The following is a 21,748-nucleotide window of genomic DNA, read 5'->3' as shown; positions in this document are numbered from 1 at the left end:
AGTTCGACAATAGTTCATCTATAATTTGTGAACATGTCATGAAGAACTGCATTTCGTCATCTACATTAGAATTATTATAAACTAAGTGTAACAAATTATACGTTTTGTTTCAAATTAAAAAACTGCCCCGCAATAGGAGGCAGTTTTCATCATTAATTTGTTATAGAAATAGTTTTCATTGAAATAATATTTCCATCTTTATCATATGCGATCAAATCAATTTCATTATTAACTTTAAAGTCCTGCATAGTTTGTACTGTTTTCGTTAACATAAACACATGATCACTACGTTTTAGCAACTCGAATTGTACATCACCACTAATCGATTTATAACGTACATTAATCTTCGCAACGTTTGGACAATTACCATCAATACGAGCACTCATTGTAAGATAGCCTTTTCGTAATGATACATTTGCATCTTCAAATAAATCATCCGGGTTGATACAGCTTGATGCCGGAGTTTTACATAAAATCGCATCAATTAACTTTTGGAACACCTGATGCAATTGTAAATTATCAAGCGCGTGATAATAAGCTCCGCCAGTTTCTGTAGACACTTGCATTAAAGTAGCATCATTTATTTGTGATTTCTTGCCCATACTTACTGTGTATATTTTCACACCTTGCTTTTTCGCTTCATTGATCACTTTTGTCATTTTTGATTTACTTGTTTTCCCATCAGATACAACCACAATAGCTTTAGCCGTTTTTGTATCGTTTGAGAATTTCGTTAATGCAATATCAATACCTGCAAAAATATCCGTAGCACCTTTCTCTTTAGACGCTTTATAAAGGTCTTTCTTCAATACAGCATCTGTTGTACCCTCACCAAGAATTGTTGCCTTTGTGTTTGTTTCGATGACGATGTTATTTTTCGCCTTCAATTGATTGATAAATTCAATCATTTTCTTGCCACGATAATTAGTTGGATCAACAGCCTTCATAGAAGAAGAATAGTCCACTACATAAGCAACTTCTGTTGCTAATGAGCATGAATTTTTACTGAAGTACGGATTAGTAAAAATATCTTTGCTTACTGTTTTATCTTTTAAACCCTTCAAAATCGTTGCATAACGAGGGTCTATCGGATTGACAAGTGTTGCTTCTACTTTGGATTTTCCATAGATGATAGAGTCAAAGTATGCAACAGCTGTACCTGGACTGCCTGTATTGTTTAATGGATCTGAAGTATTCGTAATAAATGAAGCTGTTTTTTCCACTCCATCATACTTGATTTTGACTGTTCCTTGATAATCCGTAACTGGTTCTCCACCAGGACGAACTAACGTCACCATGACTTTTGTATAGCGATCCTTGCCCGATGGTCTAGAGGCAGCATCAGCACTTTCTTTCAATGCCTCTACTCGTTTTTTATAAGCCTCTACTTGTCCAAGTAGCTTCCCGCCTTGATATTTTAATAACACCGTACGATCATAGTTACTTAAGTTTGTAAAAATAGAATAAATTTTCATGACACTATCATAATGTTCAAGTGTCAATTTTTTTTCTTCTGGCATATGGTTCATAAGCTGGATGATAGCTCCAACTGGATTAATGTTTTCTACCTGAGAGGCGATTTCATCATCAATCCCTTGAACACGATAAATCGGACGGCCATCTTCAGAAATCATATACATAATTTCAGTTTTAGCTGGCGATGTGACAGAATTATCTAAACGACGATTTAACAGTTCCTCAAAAAGGTAAACAGAAATATTGTAGTTTTCAAATTGTAAAATAGCATTTTCATACCCTAGTGCTGGATATCTAGGGTCTGAGCCTCCGTAACGTAAATAAACATTTTGAACATTGCCCAAGGCGTCTGTTACATTAGTTTGCTGCCCAATACTAAATAGTTTTTTATCCCCATCATACTTCAATGGAATTGGTGAATACACATCAATTATGTTTTGTGTGAAGAACTCTGGCAACTTCTCATATGGAATATACGGTGGTGTCACATTCCCATTATCATCATCTGTATTAGTAGGATCATAGACTTGGTAATCTATACGCAATTCAGGTTGTGGTGAATAACGCACCTCTGCTTTTAATTTTTGCCCCACAAGACACTTCATTGCTGGATCTGTGTTATTAACCAATTCAAAGGAAATGGTATCACGAGCAGATTTTGTTAATTTTGGCGCTACAACAATAGCTGATACAGTCGAACCATCAGATTGGACGGTTCTAACCGCTTCGCCGGAAGTATCGATAATCGTACCGTAAGTTGACGTCACACGGAATGTATAAGATTTATCATCCGCAATAGGGTCTCCATTACAAGCCTTTAAAGATACAGTCACAAGTGTTGAATCCACTTCATTCGCAATTAAATCTGGTTTTTCCACTACAATGCTTTGCAATGCATTATTTACATAATCAGGTCCAGTAAAATCATTGGAGTTATCCTTTGGTTCTTCAAAATCCGCACTATTGGAGCCCATGAATCCTGGAGGTAATGTAATACTATCATTATCACGACCAGCTGCACTTCGCGTTAATCCTTGTACGGCAAAGTTACCATTTTGGACTGCTCTATATAAGAATGTCGCTACATCACCACGCGTTAATTTTGTTGATGGATTAAAGCTTGCAAATGTTTTTTTACCTGAACTACTTGTCGATAAATTGTTTGAATATAAATATTGAACAGCTTGTGGTTCATCTAAATCCAATCCTTTAAAAGCGGCATAAATTTGTGCAAATTGACCACGAGTAATCGCTTTTGATCGATTGGCATTTACATGTGTTCCATTAAACGGTAAATAAAAATCACTATAAAAGTTATAAGCCACACTATCAATATAAGATAATGGATAGTTACGATCTAGCTTCGCAAACATGAGGACAAGCTCTCGATCTGTCACTTGCTCACTCGGTAAAAAGTTATTGGCATTGTTCAAAGACATCAATTCATTGTCAACCGCCCAAGAAATGGCTTTGTAATTACTACTATTCGTCGGAACATCTCTAATTGTTGTAGCTGCTTGCGTAACAACAGGTGTTGCTGTCATCAAAAGCAGCATGAAGCACAGCATAGTAAGCAATGCTTTTTTTACATATGTCATGGTTGTTCAGTCCTTTCTTTAGTTAAAGAACAATATGTCATCACGATAATTTTGTTTCAAGTCATCTTCTAAATATTTCAAGAAACGTTCTAGAACAACGGAAGCTTCTGCTCGAGACAGTGGTTTATTTGGATTAAAACGTCCAGCAGAATCGCCAATCATCAATCCAAGCTCATTGGCAATATAGATACCATCTCTTGCATAGTTTGGAATTTGGTTGTCATCCGTAAATTTCGTTAAAAAGCCAGGATTCGGCGCTCTATTTTCCAGGCCTAAGGCACGAACAAAGATAGTTGCCGCCTGTGCTCTTGTGATAGCACCATCAGGCATGAAGTAATCCGATGAAACCCCTTTAATGATCCCTTTATTTAAAGCTGATTCAATATAGAAATAGTCTTTAGTAGATCGTTTTAAATCCTTAAAGACACTTGTAGTAGGAGCTTTTCTTGATTTCTTTTCTTCAAACACGCGTAGGTCAACCGCTTTACCAATGGCTGTAGTAAAATCAATGCGTTTCATTGGTGTTTTAGGAGAGAAGAAATTACTTGAATCTGAATAAATACCTAGAGAATACAGTTTCTCAATTGCTTCTTTCGCATAATGATTTGTTAAGTCCCGAAATTTAGGAATAATAAGACGTTCAATAGTTGGCATATATTCTGTATCTAAATCCAGTGTACCTTTTTGTCCAGAAGCTAAATTATAAGTGTACTCCGATATAACGTCCTTTTCACTGACAACGGCATAGCCACCTTCGAAGCTACCTAAAGTACCTAGGTTCTCCTCGTAATTCAGGATACGTGATTTACTAGTAGATACGCGATTTTTTACATGGCTTGTCTTACCATCACTGAATGAATATACAGACTCTGTGATTTGTGTTTCAGTTGCTCCCCAAAAGTTTTCATAGCCTGCATGTCTGCTATCAGTTTCAATCGTTATGGTGTTTTGAACCGCATTTTTCCCTTTGCCAGTTTCATAGGCATAGGTCTTTCTTGAAATTACATTTCCCGAGTAATAATCAGAAGCTGCCCGATTATCTGTAACAGTTCCTTGGGAAAATTGATAATCGACTAAAGAATAAGTAATCGATCCGATTGTAATTTTTTCAGTATATTTCTTAACCTCTCCATTAGAAGTTTTTTGACCAATACTTGCATAATCCACAACATCTGACTCGTAGGCAATGTTTCTTGTTAATGTTGCGCCATTGTTGCCAGTTAACTTCATACTATACGTTTCAGTTAATTTGCCCTTCGATTCTTTTTGTGTAATTTTAATATCTTTACTTGTTCCTTTGAAAATGACGGGTGATCCTGAAAGAAATACCGCTTCCTCATATGTATATTCATTTTTCACGGCACCTGTTGTTTCTAATGAAGCAGCTGATGCATGGAATGGTGTAATCGAATTAATTACAAAAATAGCCAGAATGACTAACACTAATTTTGACCAATTTTTTGGCATGCGCTTATCCTCTCTTTCACTATACATAAAGTGAATCATGATGCTAGCTTTAAAAATTTCTAAAGCAAAAATCTGCTTATCTTTCGAAAGTATTGACAATTTAGCCCATAAGCCGAAGCGAAGATTCCTTTTTTAGATTATGAATACATCGCCTTTTTGCTAATACTATTCGCATTAGACTCGCAGATTTTAGTTTGTTATTGACATTAATCTACTAAAATAAAATGTCCCTTTACAAATCGATCCGATAGTACAACTAAACGATCCGATGGCTGTAAATCAGATGCCTGAATCACTTTACCTGCTTTTATCAGTGTCGCTTGATCAATATTCATATTAATCATCTCACCTGCTTCATACCAATGGCCATTTTGCCATTGACTAACACTCTTGACGTTTATAACAGCAGGATACGTAGATTTCACAGATTGTAACTTCCCTGTAAGCATTAATGGTGCAACGGGTTTGGCATTATCTAACATATGAAGGGCCTGTACATGACCATCCTTCACATAGAAGTAACCATAATCCCCTTCAGATAAATAAAGTTCAATATCAGGCATGACATTATATGTTCTACTTCCGTCATCTACCTTTGCCTTTGTTGAATTACTAACCGACAGAACTGTACGATCTGTTTTCTTGAAAACATTGGATTCTATTTTCATAGCATCGTCAATTTCAATAAGGTATCCATCAGCTTGAGATAATCGTCCATAATATAATTCATGACCAGCTAAGTTTGGAGACATAAAGCTATCACTCGTCACTTGCACTACTTGTGCATAGTGATCACGAGCAGCACCATCTGTAATTACAAATGCTGTACCATAAGCCATAAGCCCCGTCGGTTCAATTAAACGCCCATTACGAATTAAAATAGTTCCATTATGGAAATACATTGAGCCTGCTGTTTTAAGTTTTAACAGTTTGTAATCTGTATCAACAGATAGCATTGGTTCATAATAAGTTCGTTCATTATTTTTCAATACTACAATTTTCTCAATAACTTCTTTCCCAAATTGTTTTACAGTCGCGTAGTAAGCTTCACTACCAATATAATTTTTCAGTTGACCTTTCTCTACCTTAGTATTTCCCACATATATCGGTACCTTGGAAGTAAAAGGCATTGTTGAAAGGTCTGCAGTTATTTGAGAGCCAAATTGCCAGTTAACAAAAGCATGCTGGTTTTTGACAGTTAATTTATTGGCATTAGGATTAACTGCTTGTATTTCCCCTTTATATAGGTTTTCTACAAGCGTACCCGTTTCACTTATTGCTATTTTTGTAACAATAGAAGTATTTTTATTTTTCAAGCTCAATTTAATTCGATCTCCAACATATAGTGCACTGATATCCGTTGCAGATGAGCTTTTTTGATAAACGGTTTCTTTATTAATATAGTAAGTAGTCTCTGCACCAACATCTGGCTTAACCATAATAAATAATCCATTAGGATCGATACTTGTTACGACACCAGCAATTGTGGTACTGTTGCCTCCAGTTGATGGAACATTCGTTTCTGTTGGTAAATTAGATTTACCTCGTAGTTCCACAACACTTCTTAAAGAAATGTCAGCTTCCACTTCCATGCCCATTTTAAAACCTTCTATAGTTGTGGACGTATTATTAATAAATAAGCGTGTGTTCTTACTAATATTGTAGGTTACAGAACGGCCTCGATCATTTTGCAATGTCACTTTACTCAGTTGCTTTTCTATCGTGCCATCTGGCTTGGTATATTCTGAATATGTTACATCAACAAAGGTACCAGTTACTAATTGGGCAGCCTTAGCTGTTTGGTTAAAGGAAAAAACTAGAACCATCAGTAACATAATCGATAGTATGTATGATATCTTTTTCAAAAATTCTGCCTCCTTGCTAAATTTTAGTCATGAATAGTATATCGTATTATTGGTAGTTTTTCTCATTCAAAAAGTTACAATTTCTATCTTAACCGATAACTTTAAAAGTAAAGGTAGCTTTCAATTAAAGCTACCTTGCCTGCTCAGACCTGAACATCAATTGTATGTCCAGCTGTCGGATGTGGAGCATCTAACATTTCAACTAATTGTTCTGTGTTTTGCTGCTGCATATCCATCGCTTGTTTTGTTACAGCCAAGGATACGTTTTGCATAAGTGTCGCTTGATTCATTGCTATCGATAAAGCCGCTATATCCATACAGTCCACCTCCTATCTACCTTATCGGCAAATTTTTTTATTTCTCAAGCATATTCTCCAAGTTTCTCCATACTTCATTAGTAAAAATAAAAAGCATCTACAGTCCTAATTCATTAGAACCAATAGATGCTTTTTTTTACATTCTATTTTCGATAGTACGCCAAGCCTCTTCAAAACCAAGGCCTGTTTCTGAAGAAAAGACAATAAGTGGATCATTTTTTTCCATCTCCAATGTCTCTTTGACAATTTTTTTATGCTTATCCCATTTACCTTTTGGAATTTTATCTGCCTTCGTTGCAATCACAATGCAAGGAATATTATAATGCTTTAAAAAATCATACATCATGCGATCATCCGCTGTTGGAGGATGACGCAAATCAATAATTTGTACAACTGCTTTTAATTCTTGACGCCCTGTAAAGTAACGCTCAATCATTTTTCCCCACGCTTCACGCTCTGATTTCGAAACCTTTGCATAACCATAGCCCGGAACATCTACAAAAAATAATTGTTCTTCAATTTTATAAAAGTTCAGGGTTTGTGTTTTACCAGGTTTAGACGAAATACGCGCTAAAGCTTTACGTCCGATCATTCGATTAATGAAGGAAGATTTCCCTACATTTGAACGACCAGCTAATGCAAATTCTGGCAGTCCATCTTCTGGATATTGGTCTGGTCTTACCGCACTAATGACCATTTCGACATTATGGACTTTCATTTTTCTAAATACCTCCGTCCAGTGCATAGGCTAATACTTCATCTGCCGATGACACTAGTTTAAATGTAAGTTGCTCACGGACACTGTCAGGAATATCTTCTATATCGCGTTCATTATCCTGTGGACAAATAATAGTTGTTAATCCTGCACGGTGAGCACTTAATGTTTTTTCTTTCAAACCACCAATTGGTAGTACTCGACCACGTAATGTGATCTCACCTGTCATCCCCACTTCTCTGCGAATCGGTCGGTTTAGAATTGCAGAGACAATAGCTGTCGCCATTGTAATACCTGCAGATGGCCCGTCTTTAGGGACAGCACCTTCTGGAACGTGAATATGGATATCATGTGTATCAAAATATTCTGGATCTACTTGAAGTTTCTCCATTTTTGTTCGAACATAGGATAAGGCTGTTTGAGCTGATTCTTTCATGACATCTCCCAGCTTACCTGTTAGTTGCAATTTCCCTTTTCCAGGTGTTAAGGATACTTCAATTTGTAATGTGTCGCCACCAACTGTTGTGTAAGCAAGACCAGTTGCAACACCTACTTGATTTTCCTTTTCAGCCTGTCCGTAACGGAAACGATGTTTACCAAGCAATTCTTGGATTGATTTCGAGTTAACCGTTACCCGTTTTTTCTCACCCGAGACAATTATCTTGGCAATTTTACGACAAAGCGTAGCAATTTGACGTTCTAAACCACGTACTCCAGCCTCACGTGTATAATAACGGATAATATCAATTACGGCTTCATCCTTAATAATAACTTGTGACTTTTTCAAACCATGTTCTTTCAATTGCTTCGGAATTAAATGATTATTCGTAATCTGCGCTTTTTCAATTTCTGTATAGCCTGCTATAGAAATTACTTCCATACGGTCTAACAATGGTCCTGGGATGCTACTCAAATCATTGGCAGTGGCAATAAATAGGACATTTGATAAATCATATGTTTCCTCAATATAGTGATCACTAAATGTATTGTTTTGCGCAGGATCTAAAACTTCTAGCATCGCTGCAGCAGGATCTCCTCTAAAGTCATTAGACATTTTATCAATTTCATCTAATAAAAATACCGGATTAATGGTACCAGCCTTTTTCATTCCTTGGATAATACGACCTGGCATAGCTCCTACATACGTACGACGGTGCCCACGAATTTCAGATTCATCACGAACCCCACCTAATGAAATACGAATAAATTTGCGGTCTAAGCTTTCCGCGATAGAGCGAGCTAATGATGTTTTCCCCACACCTGGAGGTCCCGCTAAGCAAAGTATCGGTCCACGAAGTGAATTTTTCAGCTGACGGACAGCTAAATATTCAAGAACCCGTTCTTTAACTTTTTCTAATCCATCATGATCCCGATTCAAAATGTTCTCAGCATGATCAATATTCATGCGATCCTCAGTTGCTTTTGTCCAAGGTAATGAAATGAGCCAATCGATGTAATTTCGGATAACGCCACTTTCAGCACTAGCACCTGGAATTTTTTCATATCTATCTAATTCCTTCAGTGCCACTTCTTTTGTTGACTCAGGCATCCCTGACGCATCAATTGATTTACGTAACTCTGCTACTTCACCCGTTTTTCCTTCACGGTCGCCAAGCTCGGTTTGGATAGCCTTCATCTGTTCACGTAAATAATATTCTTTTTGCGTACGCTCCATCGATTGCTTCACTTTTGAATTGATCTTCTTTTCCAGATCGAGTACTTCTTGTTCATCGTGCAAACGAATAATTAAGTGATCTAGTCGTTTCTTCACATTCAGCATTTCCAACACTTCTTGCTTATCTGCAATTTTAAATGGTAAATGTGATGCAATAATGTCTGCTAATCTTCCTGGTTCCTCAATATCTGCTACAGTGTTGATGGTCTCGGCTGTTATTTTATTAGAGGATTTAGCATATTTTTCAAAATACGTTAATAGTGTACGCATTAAAGCTTGCGTTTCTACATCCTTACCTAACAAATCCTCTTTTACGTCGATATCAACAAATGTAAAATTTTCTAAGGCACGATAGTTTTTCCAAGATGCACGCGCGACTCCCTCAACTAAAATTCGCAATGTGCCATTTGGTAATTTTAACATTTGTTTGACATAAGCCATTGTACCAATCGCGTATAAATCTTGTTCTTCTGGCTGTTCATCGTGCATTTCCTTTTGTGTTACCAATAAAATCATCTGGTCCTCTAACATTGCCTGTTCTAGCGCTGCTACAGAACGATTTCTACCCACATCAATATGTAACACCATCGATGGGAATACTAAAAGTCCACGTAAAGGTAATAATGGTACATTTGTTGTTTTTTGTATAGTTACCATGCGGGTATTCACCTCCGTCAAAATTTTCATGTTCAATTCCCGCGCTACTAGTATGTGTTTAAAAAACTGATTCACACTAGTTATTGAAACGAGCCAAAAATTTCTACAAGTCAGTTGGCCAATATGTAAGAATGAATAAAAAGCTGACTGTCGATATGTGCGAACATTGCACAATCGAAGTCAGCTAATTACTCTTTATCTCATAACGGTAGACAGCCAAATCTATACGCTATGCTGAAGTTTTTGTGTCGCTACCTTCATCGAGTTCAGTGCCATCTTCAAGAAGCAATTTCGGTTTTTCTTTATCCGTAATTGTTTTTGCAGTAATGATACATTTTTTTACGTCTTCACGTGAAGGCAGTTCGTACATTACATCAAGCATCGTTGACTCAATTATTGAACGAAGACCACGTGCACCTGTTTTACGCTCAATTGCTTCCTTCGCAATTTCCGCAAGTGCACCTTCATCAAACTCAAGCTCAACACCGTCTAGTTCAAGCATTTTCTGATATTGCTTAGCTAACGCATTTTTAGGCTCTGTCAAAATTTGTACTAGTGCAGCTTCATTTAATTGCTCTAGGCTAGCAAGTACTGGTAATCGACCAATGAACTCTGGAATTAGACCAAATTTCAGTAAATCCTCAGGAATCAGCTTAGACATGATAGAACCTTCATCTACGTCCACTATATTCGGATCTGAACCAAATCCAATTATTTTTTCACCTTGGCGACGTTTAATGATGGATTCAATGCCATCAAATGCTCCACCAACAATGAATAAAATATTGGTTGTATCGATTTGTAAAAACTCTTGATGAGGATGTTTTCGGCCACCTTGTGGTGGAACACTTGCAACAGTTCCTTCTAAAATCTTTAGAAGTGCCTGCTGAACACCTTCGCCAGAAACATCGCGTGTAATGGATGGGTTTTCTGACTTACGTGCAACTTTATCGATTTCATCAATATAGATAATACCTTTTTCAGCGCGTTCGATATCATAATCTGCTGATTGGATTAGCTTTAATAAAATATTTTCAACGTCCTCACCCACATATCCTGCTTCAGTTAATGAAGTAGCATCCGCAATCGCGAATGGAACATTTAATATACGTGCTAACGTTTGAGCTAATAATGTTTTACCGCTACCAGTCGGGCCGATTAACACAATGTTCGATTTTGCCAGTTCAACATCATCAATTTTACTGTTTGTATTGATGCGTTTATAGTGATTATAAACCGCAACTGCTAATGCTTTTTTAGCACGCTCTTGTCCAATTACATACTCATCTAAAATCGTTAGAATCTCTTTTGGTTTCGGGATATCTTGGAATTCGATTTCCTCTTCTACACCTAGTTCCTCTACAACGATTTCTGAACAAAGCTCAATACACTCATCACAAATATACACACCAGGACCTGCTACTAATTTACGCACTTGTTCTTGTGGTTTTCCACAGAATGAGCATTTTAAATTGCCTTTTTCATCATTAAATTTGAACAATATGTTTCACCCCTATTCAAGCAACAATCTTACAAGATTATTGAACCTTTATCAAATAAATTGTCTGCATCATTTATGCCTTCGCATTCATGCAAGTAGATTATAACATCATGTTGTTTACTTCATTCGCCGTCTGCAGCATATTTTTCAGGAACCCATTTGCGCGACCTTTCGTTTCTAAGGTCTCGGTTCTTCACTACTGACATATAAGATTCAAGCTGTCATCAACTACTGATATCTTGATCAGCTACATAGCTTTTTATTTATAAATCTACTACATTCATCTACCAAGGCTTTTTTCATTCGAAGAAATGTTGATTGTTAATGTCTTTATTATGATCTTACAGAATGAAGTAAAATGAGCATCGTGTAAAAATAAAAACAATACTATGTATAAGTGAAGTGTAAAGTGAGTCGTACTAAACTTTAAGGGGACTGATTTTTAGTTGATGTGATAAAACAAGGCACGGTTTAATGCCGTACCTTGTTTTTTTTAGCTATCTAATTACACAAAATCTTATTCAGTAATTTTAGCGTTTTCTACTAAAAATTCAACTGTTTTTTGGATTTTGATGTCGTTTTCAAGTACTGCTGTACCACCTAAAGCACCTGTAATTTGCTCTTTTGTCATGTTGAATTGAGCAGCCATTTTTTCTAATTCTGCTTCAATATCAGCTTCAGTTGCTTCAATTTTTTCAGCTTCAGCAATCGCTTCTAGTGTTAAAGATACACGTACACGGCTTTCTGCTTCTTCTTTCATTTGACCACGTAAATCTTCTTCAGATTGGCCAGAGAATTGGTAGTATAGATCTAAGTTCATACCTTGTGTTTGTAGACGTTGACCAAACTCTTGCAACATACGATCAGTTTCAGAGTTAATCATTCCTGCTGGTACTTCAAACTCAGCATTTTCAGAAGCTTTTTCTACTAGCTCATCACGAAGAGATGCATCAGATTCTGCTACTTTTTGTGCTTCTGTTTGTTCTTTAATTTTAGCGCGTAAAGCTTCTACGCTTTCTACTTCTGAATCTAATTCTTTTGCGAATTCATCATTTAATTCAGGAAGAACTTTTGTTTTAACTTCTTTCACTGTTACTTTGAAAGTAGCTTCTTTGCCTGCTAATTCAGCAGCATGGTATTCTTCTGGGAATGTAACAACTACATCTTTAGATTCGCCAGCTTTCACACCTGTTAATTGCTCTTCAAAACCAGGAATGAAAGAACCAGAACCGATTTCTAGTGGATAGTCTTCACCTTTACCACCTTCAAAAGCTTCTTCACCAACGAAACCTTCGAAATCGATTACTGCTGTATCGCCTTCAACGATTGCTTCGTCTTCTTTAATTTCAAGTTCAGCTTTACGAGCTAATTGGTCTTGAATTTGAGCGTCTACTTCTTCATCAGTTACTTCAACTGGAAGTTTAGCTACTTCTAGACCTTTGTAGTCACCAAGTTTTGGTTCTGGTTTAACTGTTACTTGTGCAGTGAATGAGAAATCTTGACCATGTACAAAGTTTTCTGTACCAGAGATTTCTGGGTAATCAACTGGCATAATTCCAGCTTCATCGATTGCCTTTGCATAAGAATCAGGAACGATAATTTCTAATGCATCTTGGTATAAAGATTCGATACCGAAACGTTGTTCGAACATTTTACGAGGCATTTTACCTTTACGGAAACCTGGTACGTTAATTTGTTTTACAACTTTTTTGAACGCTTGGTCCATTGCTGCATCTACTTCTGCAGCTGGTACTTCAATTGTAAGAGTACCGATATTACCTTCTTGTTTTTCCCATTTTGCTGACATGTATAAATACCTCCAAATAAATAATCAAGTTTAGGATGTTAGACAATTCATTCGTAACTACGATTTTGACAACCATTTTAGTATAACATAGATGTGTATAGTTTCAACTTTTTTCATACCTAATGTAGTTCTGTTAGCTTTTCTAACATTTGTAAAAAGTCTACGATTTCATAGTCCATTTCTTTCACATTCCCTAGCATTGATGATACAAAATCTATATAACTATAGGCAACATCTTCCGCCTCAAATGGATGCCATTCAAAGGGAAATGTGACAATGGCATGTTTCGCCATTAAGTATTGTACCATTTCCAACGTCGTTGGGTCTTGTGTCAACTTACTTTCAACTATATTTTTTATTTCACCATATTGTGGTAATTGATTAGGTAAAGATAGTTGTGCGGGGTTTATCGTTTTTGAATGCCCCAATTTTGAAACCGTAATATCAATTGAAACTTCCTGTTCAACTAATAGGATTAAAGCCAAGCTTTGGACAAAAGGATGGACGGTTGTACTTTCAATAATTGCTTGCAATGCCGTTTTTAACTGTCTTACATTGGTATCCATCAGACGATGTAATTTGATAGATTGCTCATTCGCAGCTAGTGCACTAAATTTTTCAAGCTCATACTCCTGCTCTTCTATAAACCGTTGCGCATTTTCTTTTTTTTCAAGATTTTTGGATACTTCTCTATTAAGACTTTTTAATCGTTCAAATTTCTCCACTTGATCACTTGGCAGTACACTTTCCTCTAGGAGGGTCGTGATCAACGTCTCTACTTGATGATATTCCTTCAACTGCATGCAAATTGTAATATACAATTCCATGACTTCCACATACATTGTTGTCCCCATTGTAAAAAGCTGTTCACAAACTCCTTTTGCCTTGTCATAATCCTTTAATTCGTATAAAGCAAAGGCATAGGCGCTAAGCGCAAATTCATCACCCGTTTCATATATAAAGGCCTTTTCAAAACTTGCAACAGCTTTCTCGTATTGATAATTTTCAGCAAACATATGCCCTTCACGTATTAATGTTTGGACAGCGCCTGGAAAAACAATAATATTGTCATGTTTAATAACATGACGCTTACGTTTTGTCAATTCCCTCACCTCCTCTGTTCTATTTTTCATTTCGATTATTTACTAAAAAATCCACAATTTTCTTATTTTTTACAAAAAATAATTGCTTTTACATTCATATTTTGTAATAAAATGTATTATAATTAGAATAGTCTAAAATTTATTACAATTCGCAGACTATTCCTAGTTATCTGCATACAGAAAATCAAGTTCTTAATAAGGAGTGGAATACATGCAATTACTAGATACAATCACTGAATTTGACCATTGTATCTCACCTGCATTCGAGGCATTATCGATTAAAGTCATTTCATTTTCTACAGCGGACGGACCTATTCAAGATAATCCGATCGAATTTGAATTTTTAACACGTACAAAAATTGATGTGTATACGCAAGAAGCTAGCACTTATCTTTTACGTATTCTTGGAACAATTCCTGGTTCTATTGCACTTGGGCATCAAAATGAATCTCTTTCCATTATTCCTCAAAAAGTAAACATCGAATGTAATGACAAGCTGTTACATGTGGACAAAAAAGATATGCATCAAATTTTACAACATCCTGAGCCGAATCGTCATTACAGCGAATGGCTTATTGATGCTATAAAAAATACCAATATTCTCGTTGAGCTGAAGACAAACCAGCATTCACTGATTGAATGGCCAATCGGTATAAAATCTGCAGCCATAATATAGGTAGAGATAGACATACTTCATCGTATGTCTTTTTTTGTTACTCTTATTTAAGCCTTTCCATTTTATTGCGTTTCTATCATAACAACTTTCTATAGTTTCTGGAAATAATATTATAACAGCCACAAACATTAAAGTGTTTGTATTGTCGATTCAAATAGTAAGTGTCTTTCCGTCCTGCATCAGGATTGCAAATTGGTCGATTTGCTTGAAAAAGGAGCTATAATAATAGAACAAACCTTATGATGGAGGCACATAAATATGAATGTAAAAGAAACACTACAATCTTTTTCTACTATGACACTGCATGAACGTCAGTCAGTGATGAAGGACAACGGAGAATGGCTCTTACAGGAGATGTTAACGCACATTGGCTCAACTGATGCTGAATTGCGTGATCATTTAATTTATCGTACGTTTGTTGATTTACTGAGTGATAATTTATTAAGCACACAACAATTACAATTATTATTTGAGACAGCAACAAGTGAGGAATTTTTATATGTACATATCGGACAAGCACCAACAGACAGTGTCTTTACTAGATCATTCTCTGCACTGCTTATTGCAGGTATACTTGCAAAGGATGCCGAGATGCTTGTTTTAAAAGATGAGGAGTTGCAGCCGTTCTTTAAAAAAATTGGACGTTATCTATTATTAGAACAAGATACAAGAGGTTACGTAAAGGATAAAGGATGGGCTCATAGCATTTCACATGGGGCTGATTTAGCCTCCATGACTATTAAACACCCAAAATTCGATTTGCAATATGCTCCATCCATTTTACATGCACTTAAGCTTGTCACGTGGAAAGGCACTGTCTATGTCAATGATGAAGAAGAGCGATTAATCAACATAGTAGATGCTTTATTACAACAAAACTACTCGGAGGAAGCTTTGATCGAATTTGTTGAACAAGCCTTTGATAAGTTTGAAATGCATTTAATGACGCACGGTTATAATGATAGCTTTTTTAGTGGGCGCACTTGTACATTAAACTTCATGAAGACATTATATTTTTCTTTAAAAATGAATAATAAAGCCCCCAAACTACAAAATACAATCTATGGGCAAGTAGCCAAATGGCTCAAGCTTGGTGACTGACTAAAAAATGCTGATTCGTTACGTATCTTTCTCACAAACATAAAAAATTTCTACCATTTTAGCAAACTAAGAATTTACTTAGTTTGCTTTTTGTTTTTCAAATAGAATATAAATATGTAAATTTATGTATAATCAAGAAAACTATTTGTTATATTAACATAATTAATAACACTCCCCATTTATTCCCTTTTCAATCATTCCTTTCATTGATAGTTCATCCTAATGTTTCCACACAATGAGTCTTCTTCTACTCCTTTTATAGAAAAAAGGCAAATGAAATATATTATTATGTCCGATGGGATACGGATTTTATTACAAAACAGCGTCCAAAATGTGAAATGCAATTTTTCATAAAAAAAACTATTTACTTAGGTAAACATGAAGAATGCAGTATTTTCAACGTTTCCACAGTGTTTAATAAACAAAACCTTAAAATACCAATACTAAAATAACGTTTTTTGTTCAAAAAATGTTCAAATTCAATGTATCTTTACTATCATTTTCATAACAAAATTATGTTTTTTCTTAAAAACAGGGCGTATAATCCAATGTGCAAACAACGACAAGCTGTGACAATCGTTATAGACATGTACGTATGTGAAACGATTGCACAAATCATTGATTTTGCTAACGCTTGCATTAGACCAATCAACTTCAAGATTTATGTTTCATATTGAACCATGCCATTGTAAATTCTTAAGTTGTTGATTGGTACGCCAAGATAAAAGAGGTGACCTCAGTATCCACTATTTATAAATGTGAACTGACAAAAAACACATGAATTTTATGAATAGCCGTTCTATAGAAAGGAGTCAAACATGAAGAAAAAATTAAGTTTAATGTTTGTAGCATTGGGTGCCCTTGCACTACTTGCTGGATGTGAGCCATTAACAGTGTTCAATCCTAAAGGACCAAATGCAGAAACATTATCAAACACAATTATTTTATCCATTATTACAATGGCCTTTATATTACTAGTCGTGTATGTGCTTTTAGCCTTTATGCTAACTAAATATCGTGCGTCAAAAGCATCTGCAGATTATGAGCCACCTCATGAAGAGGGTAGCCATCTTCTAGAAATCACATGGACAGTAATTCCTATTATTATTGTTGCATTCTTGGCTGTTGTAACTGTAAGAACAACATCTACTGTAGAGGCTCAGCCAGCAGGATATGACGATAAAGAACCTTTAGTAATTTATGCATCATCATCAAACTGGAAATGGCATTTTAGTTACCCTGAAGAAGGTGTTGAAACAGTTAACTATGTCAATCTTCCAGTGGATCGTCCAATTGAGTTTAAATTATACTCATTCGGTCCGATTACAAGTTTCTGGATTCCTCAATTAGCAGGTCAAAAATATGCCATGAGTGATATGTTAACAACTATCCACCTTGCAGCAGATGAAGTGGGTTCATTCATGGGACGTAACTCTAACTTCAATGGACGTGGATTTGCAGAAATGGAATTTGAAGCACAATCTATGACACAAGAAGACTTCGATAAATGGGTTGCTGATGTTAAAGCAAAAGAAAAACCATTAACAGAAGAAAAATTTGATGAGCTATTAAAGGCTGAGCATGTTGGTCGCCAAAGCTTCTCATCTACACACTTAGAATTCAGCCCTGCCCCAATGGAACATGGTAAAAACATGAAAATGGGTGACATGGACCATGGTGACATGTCTGAAGAAGATATGAATAATGAACATTCAGGTCATTAATTTACATTTAACTTTGAACGAGTAGAATATTAATTTTTAATTTTGAAAGGAGCGCATCCAATGAGTATGGAAGAATTATTCCATCCAATGCAAGAACCGATGATTTTAGCGGCAGCTATTAGTATCGTAGTTGGAGCAGTCGTTATCGTAGCTGGCCTTACTTATTTCAAAAAATGGGGCTATTTCTACAAAAACTGGCTATCAACTGTTGACCATAAAAAAATCGGGATTATGTATATCGCTGTAGCATTATTAATGCTATTCCGCGGTGGTATCGATGCACTATTAATGCGTGCACAAACAGCTGTTCCGGATAACGGGCTTCTTGATGCACAACATTATAATGAAATTTTCACAACACACGGTTTATTAATGATTTTATTTATGGCGATGCCATTTGTTATTGGTTTAATGAACATTGTCATCCCACTTCAAATTGGTGCACGTGACGTTGCTTTCCCACGTTTAAATGCTGTCAGCTTTTGGCTATTCGCAGCAGGTGCTGGTTTATTAAACTTATCATTCATTATCGGTGGTTCACCAGACGCTGGTTGGACAGCCTACTTCCCTCTTGCCAGTACGGATTTCAGTCCGACTGTAGGGAATAACTATTATTCTTTAGCACTTCAATTATCAGGTATTGGTACATTAATGACAGGTGTTAACTTCATCACGACTATTATTAAAATGCGTGCACCTGGTATGAAATTAATGAAAATGCCAATGTTTACTTGGTCGATTTTAATTACAAACGTAATTATTGTATTCGCATTCCCAGTATTAACTGTAGCGCTTGCTCTTATGATGTTAGACCGTCAATTCGGTACTAAATTCTTTGCAATGCAAGACGGCGGTATGGATATGCTTTGGGCCAACCTATTCTGGGTTTGGGGACATCCTGAAGTTTATATCGTTATTCTACCTGCTTTCGGTATTTTCTCAGAAATCATTGCAACATTTGCGCGTAAAAACTTGTACGGCTATAAATCAATGGTTATGAGTATGGTTGTCATTTCTTTACTATCATTCGTAGTTTGGGCCCACCACTTCTATACAATGGGTCACGGGGTAATGGTAAACAGCGTATTCTCTATTACAACAATGGCAATCGCCGTTCCAACCGGTGTTAAAATATTTAACTGGCTACTGACGATGAGGAACGGGAAAATTCAATTTACAACACCGATGCTTTATGCTCTTGGCTTTATTCCAATCTTCACAATTGGTGGGGTTACAGGGGTAATGCTAGCGATGGCAAGTGCTGACTATCAATATCATAATACGATGTTCTTAGTTGCCCACTTCCACTACGTTTTAATTCCAGGTACAGTATTCGGTGTACTTGCAGGTTACCACTACTGGTGGCCAAAAATGTTCGGTTTCCGTTTAAATGAAAAATTAGGGAAAACTGCGTTCTGGTTCATTGCAATCAGCTTCAACGTAACATTCTTCCCACTATTCATTTTAGGTTTAGATGGTTATGCTCGTCGTATGTACACTTACTCAGAATCAACAGGCTATGGACCATTGAACATGTTATCATTCGTTGGTGCTTTAGGACTTGCAGTCGGCTTTGCGCTGATCGTTTACAATATCTACTATAGCTGGAAACATATGCCTCGTAATGAAAAGGCAGATGTATGGGAAGGTCGTACACTTGAATGGGCTACTCATTCTCCAGTACCAGAATACAACTTTGCAGTTGTTCCAACTGTTACTCGCTTAGATGAGTTCTGGTTCGCGAAAAAAGAAGGTCGCGATATTACAGCAGGTAAAATTGAAAAAATTCACATGCCAAATAATACAGGCACACCTTTCTGGATGAGTGGATTCTTCTTCCTTGCAGCATTCTTCGCTGTATTCAATCTATGGGTGCCAGCCATCATTAGTATGCTTGGTGTATTTGGCTTCATGATCCATCGTTCTTTCGAAAAAGACCATGGTCGTTATATTTCAGTTGAGGAAGTCATGGCAACTGAGAAAAGCTTGAGAGGTGATAAATAATATGAAAATCGATTCTTCACTTCCATTAGAATATAGTACAGAGGAAAATCGCCTAAAAATCTTTGGTTTCTGGATTTTCCTTGGCGCCGAGATCGTGTTATTTGCCACATTGTTTACTGTGTATTTCACACTTCACACACGGACAGGTAGTGGCCCGAATGGTGCTGAAATCTTTGAGTTAACACCAGTTTTATGGGAAACATTCTTATTATTAACAAGTAGTTTCACAATTGGTCTGGGTGTTCATGCAATGCGTATTGGTCGTAAAAAGGCAATGATGACTTTCTTCATCATTACCCTTTTACTCGGCTTAGGTTTCTTAGCTATTGAGATTGATGAGTTCATCACTTATGTACATGAAGGTGCGACAATTCAAACAAGCGCATTCCTGTCATCATTAATGACATTACTTGGAACACACGGTGCCCACGTAACATTTGGTTTCTTCTGGGGCCTAGCTATCATTATCCAAGTAGCTAAACGTGGTTTAAATCCACAAACAGCGAACAAAGCGTTTATCTTCTCATTGTACTGGCATTTCCTAGACGTTGTTTGGATTTTCATCTTCAGCTTCGTCTATTTGAAAGGACTGATTAGCTGATGAAGGAATTATTCCCAAAACAACATGTCATGGGCTTCGGCTTCTCACTATTACTGACACTTGTCGCTTTAGCCGTTGTAACCTTTGATATGAGTTATAAAGTGGCATTTGCTATTTTACTTGTCACTGCCCTTGCACAAGCAACTGTACAGTTAGTGTTATTCATGCACATCGGTGAATCTGAAGATAAGAAAACGTTATATACAACGATTTTATATTCAGTATTCGTAGGTGTTGTAACAATCATTGGTACATTGTTCGCCATGATCTGGGGTTACTAAGCAATTACATGTAGATATTTTCGAGCTTATTGAAAAGCTCCTCAAAAAGCTGTCACCTACTTTCGTATTAAACGATTGGTTGGTGACAGCTTTTTTATTAATTTTCATGCTTCTTTCTGGTCATTATTGCAAGATTATTGTTTTTTTACTAAGTATTTAGATACATTTTATAGAATAACGAAACTTTTCCTTTTCTTGGGCGTATATTAGTAGATAGTGTTTTTTACCAAGAATAGGAGATGAAAGTAATGAAGAAGATTTTTAAAGTACTAGCAGTTGGAACACTAGCATTGACGCTTGCTGCTTGTAATTCAAGTGCCACACCTACGAAAGACACAACTAAAACTAGCAACCTCACTTTAGAACAAGTGTATGACAAGGCAGTGGATCGTCAGTCTGACATTAAAAGTGCTAGTGCCAATATGGATATGACACAGGTAACGAAGGTTGGATCTGGTGAAGAGGCGATGGAGTTCTCTATTAACTCTAAAATGGAAATGGACATTATCGTCGACCCACTAGCAATGCATTTATCAGGCTCTATGTCGATGCCAGATATGATGAGTGAAGGCCAAGAAACAACGGACATGCCTATTGAAATGTATATGAAAAAAGACGCTGGCCTTTTCATGAAAGATGTGACTACAGACAGCTGGTTAAAGCTTCCTGATGAGAACTTTGATGCTATTTTAGATCAAACGGCTGCTTCTGCTGACGCTAAAGAACAGTTAGAACAACTTAAAAAGTTTATTAATGATTTTACATTTGAACAAACCGATAAAGAATATGTCCTTACATTAGAAGCAAAAGGTGATAAATTTAAAGAGCTAATTGATTCTGAGATTAATAAATCAATAGAGGACATGGGATTAGAAGAAAACCCTATGGATCAATTAACAATCGAAAAAATCAACTATGTGCTACACATTGATAAAGAGACTTTCGATACGAAAAAAATGGATATGAATTTTGATTTAAAAATGGCAGTAGAAGGCGATGAATTGTTAATGAATACAAAATCAGTCGTTACTTATACTGATTTCAATCATCTTAAAACAATTGATATTCCTCAAAGCATTGTAGATAACGCACAAACAATCGAATAATAAACAAACCTGCTTGTCATCTATCTACAAGCAGGTTTGTTTTGTCTTTATCCATATAAATATGACGAAGATTT

The 21,748-nt window shown here is 36.3% G+C and carries 16 protein-coding genes; 7 read left to right on the top strand and 9 right to left on the bottom strand.

Annotated features, from left to right (window positions below; all coding sequences use genetic code 11):
* Window positions 1-152 precede the first annotated feature (152 nt).
* The 9 genes from AC1Q6O_RS10245 to AC1Q6O_RS10205 all read right to left on the bottom strand — a co-directional run bounded on the left by AC1Q6O_RS10245 (window position 153) and on the right by AC1Q6O_RS10205 (window position 14,190).
* Window positions 153-3,074 carry a VWA domain-containing protein gene (locus AC1Q6O_RS10245; RefSeq protein ID WP_090002892.1) on the bottom strand — a complete coding sequence of 974 codons (2,922 nt, stop codon included), beginning with the start codon at window positions 3,072-3,074 and terminating at the stop codon, window positions 153-155.
* An 18-nt stretch (window positions 3,075-3,092) separates the two neighbouring features.
* Window positions 3,093-4,541 carry an S-layer homology domain-containing protein gene (locus AC1Q6O_RS10240; RefSeq protein ID WP_346037715.1) on the bottom strand — a complete coding sequence of 483 codons (1,449 nt, stop codon included), beginning with the start codon at window positions 4,539-4,541 and terminating at the stop codon, window positions 3,093-3,095.
* Window positions 4,542-4,747: 206 nt separating this feature from the next.
* Window positions 4,748-6,406, bottom strand: a complete 1,659-nt coding sequence (locus tag AC1Q6O_RS10235) for a DUF5666 domain-containing protein (RefSeq protein WP_043990747.1) — start codon at window positions 6,404-6,406, stop codon at window positions 4,748-4,750.
* A gap of 143 nt (window positions 6,407-6,549) precedes the next feature.
* Window positions 6,550-6,723 carry a YjfB family protein gene (locus tag AC1Q6O_RS10230; protein ID WP_008180656.1) on the bottom strand — a complete coding sequence of 58 codons (174 nt, stop codon included), beginning with the start codon at window positions 6,721-6,723 and terminating at the stop codon, window positions 6,550-6,552.
* A gap of 136 nt (window positions 6,724-6,859) precedes the next feature.
* Window positions 6,860-7,441, bottom strand: coding sequence for a ribosome biogenesis GTP-binding protein YihA/YsxC (gene yihA, locus AC1Q6O_RS10225; RefSeq protein WP_008180654.1), 582 nt, complete (start codon window positions 7,439-7,441; stop codon window positions 6,860-6,862).
* 4 nt (window positions 7,442-7,445) lie between these two features.
* A complete protein-coding gene (gene lon, locus AC1Q6O_RS10220) occupies window positions 7,446-9,770 on the bottom strand; it encodes an endopeptidase La (RefSeq protein ID WP_043990746.1) in 2,325 nt (774 codons plus the stop codon).
* A gap of 229 nt (window positions 9,771-9,999) precedes the next feature.
* Window positions 10,000-11,271 (bottom strand): ATP-dependent protease ATP-binding subunit ClpX, encoded by a 1,272-nt coding sequence (gene clpX, locus AC1Q6O_RS10215; protein WP_008180649.1) that lies wholly within the window; start codon window positions 11,269-11,271, stop codon window positions 10,000-10,002.
* A 517-nt stretch (window positions 11,272-11,788) separates the two neighbouring features.
* On the bottom strand, window positions 11,789-13,078 hold the full coding sequence (gene tig / locus AC1Q6O_RS10210) for a trigger factor (RefSeq protein ID WP_036119311.1): 1,290 nt from the start codon (window positions 13,076-13,078) through the stop codon (window positions 11,789-11,791).
* 119 nt (window positions 13,079-13,197) lie between these two features.
* A complete protein-coding gene (locus AC1Q6O_RS10205; RefSeq protein WP_255250382.1) occupies window positions 13,198-14,190 on the bottom strand; it encodes a DUF3196 family protein in 993 nt (330 codons plus the stop codon).
* 202 nt (window positions 14,191-14,392) lie between these two features.
* On the opposite strand from AC1Q6O_RS10205, the gene AC1Q6O_RS10200 reads away from it, so the two are divergent.
* The 7 genes from AC1Q6O_RS10200 to AC1Q6O_RS10170 all read left to right on the top strand — a co-directional run bounded on the left by AC1Q6O_RS10200 (window position 14,393) and on the right by AC1Q6O_RS10170 (window position 21,674).
* Complete coding sequence (locus tag AC1Q6O_RS10200; RefSeq protein ID WP_089986695.1) at window positions 14,393-14,857, top strand: hypothetical protein; 465 nt, start codon at window positions 14,393-14,395, stop codon at window positions 14,855-14,857.
* Between the two features lie 258 nt (window positions 14,858-15,115).
* Complete coding sequence (locus AC1Q6O_RS10195) at window positions 15,116-15,958, top strand: DUF2785 domain-containing protein (RefSeq protein ID WP_171365518.1); 843 nt, start codon at window positions 15,116-15,118, stop codon at window positions 15,956-15,958.
* 818 nt (window positions 15,959-16,776) lie between these two features.
* The gene (gene qoxA / locus AC1Q6O_RS10190) at window positions 16,777-17,682 is read left to right on the top strand and encodes a cytochrome aa3 quinol oxidase subunit II (RefSeq protein ID WP_008180850.1); all 906 of its coding nucleotides are present in this window, start codon (window positions 16,777-16,779) and stop codon (window positions 17,680-17,682) included.
* Between the two features lie 60 nt (window positions 17,683-17,742).
* A complete protein-coding gene (gene qoxB / locus AC1Q6O_RS10185) occupies window positions 17,743-19,686 on the top strand; it encodes a cytochrome aa3 quinol oxidase subunit I (protein ID WP_089986698.1) in 1,944 nt (647 codons plus the stop codon).
* A 1-nt stretch (window position 19,687) separates the two neighbouring features.
* Complete coding sequence (gene qoxC / locus AC1Q6O_RS10180; RefSeq protein WP_025114588.1) at window positions 19,688-20,287, top strand: cytochrome aa3 quinol oxidase subunit III; 600 nt, start codon at window positions 19,688-19,690, stop codon at window positions 20,285-20,287.
* Window positions 20,287-20,568: a cytochrome aa3 quinol oxidase subunit IV gene (gene qoxD / locus AC1Q6O_RS10175; protein WP_008180843.1), complete on the top strand. Its 282-nt coding sequence runs from the start codon at window positions 20,287-20,289 to the stop codon at window positions 20,566-20,568. The genes qoxC and qoxD overlap by 1 nt, the downstream gene beginning before the upstream one ends.
* A gap of 248 nt (window positions 20,569-20,816) precedes the next feature.
* Window positions 20,817-21,674 carry a DUF6612 family protein gene (locus tag AC1Q6O_RS10170; protein ID WP_036119322.1) on the top strand — a complete coding sequence of 286 codons (858 nt, stop codon included), beginning with the start codon at window positions 20,817-20,819 and terminating at the stop codon, window positions 21,672-21,674.
* The last annotated feature ends 74 nt before the right edge of the window (window positions 21,675-21,748 follow it).

The sequence above is a fragment of the Lysinibacillus sp. GW823-FHT06C08 genome, assembly GCF_058795135.1.
The sequence above is the reverse complement of the archived record's forward strand: the minus strand, read 5'-3'. Positions and strand labels throughout refer to the sequence as shown.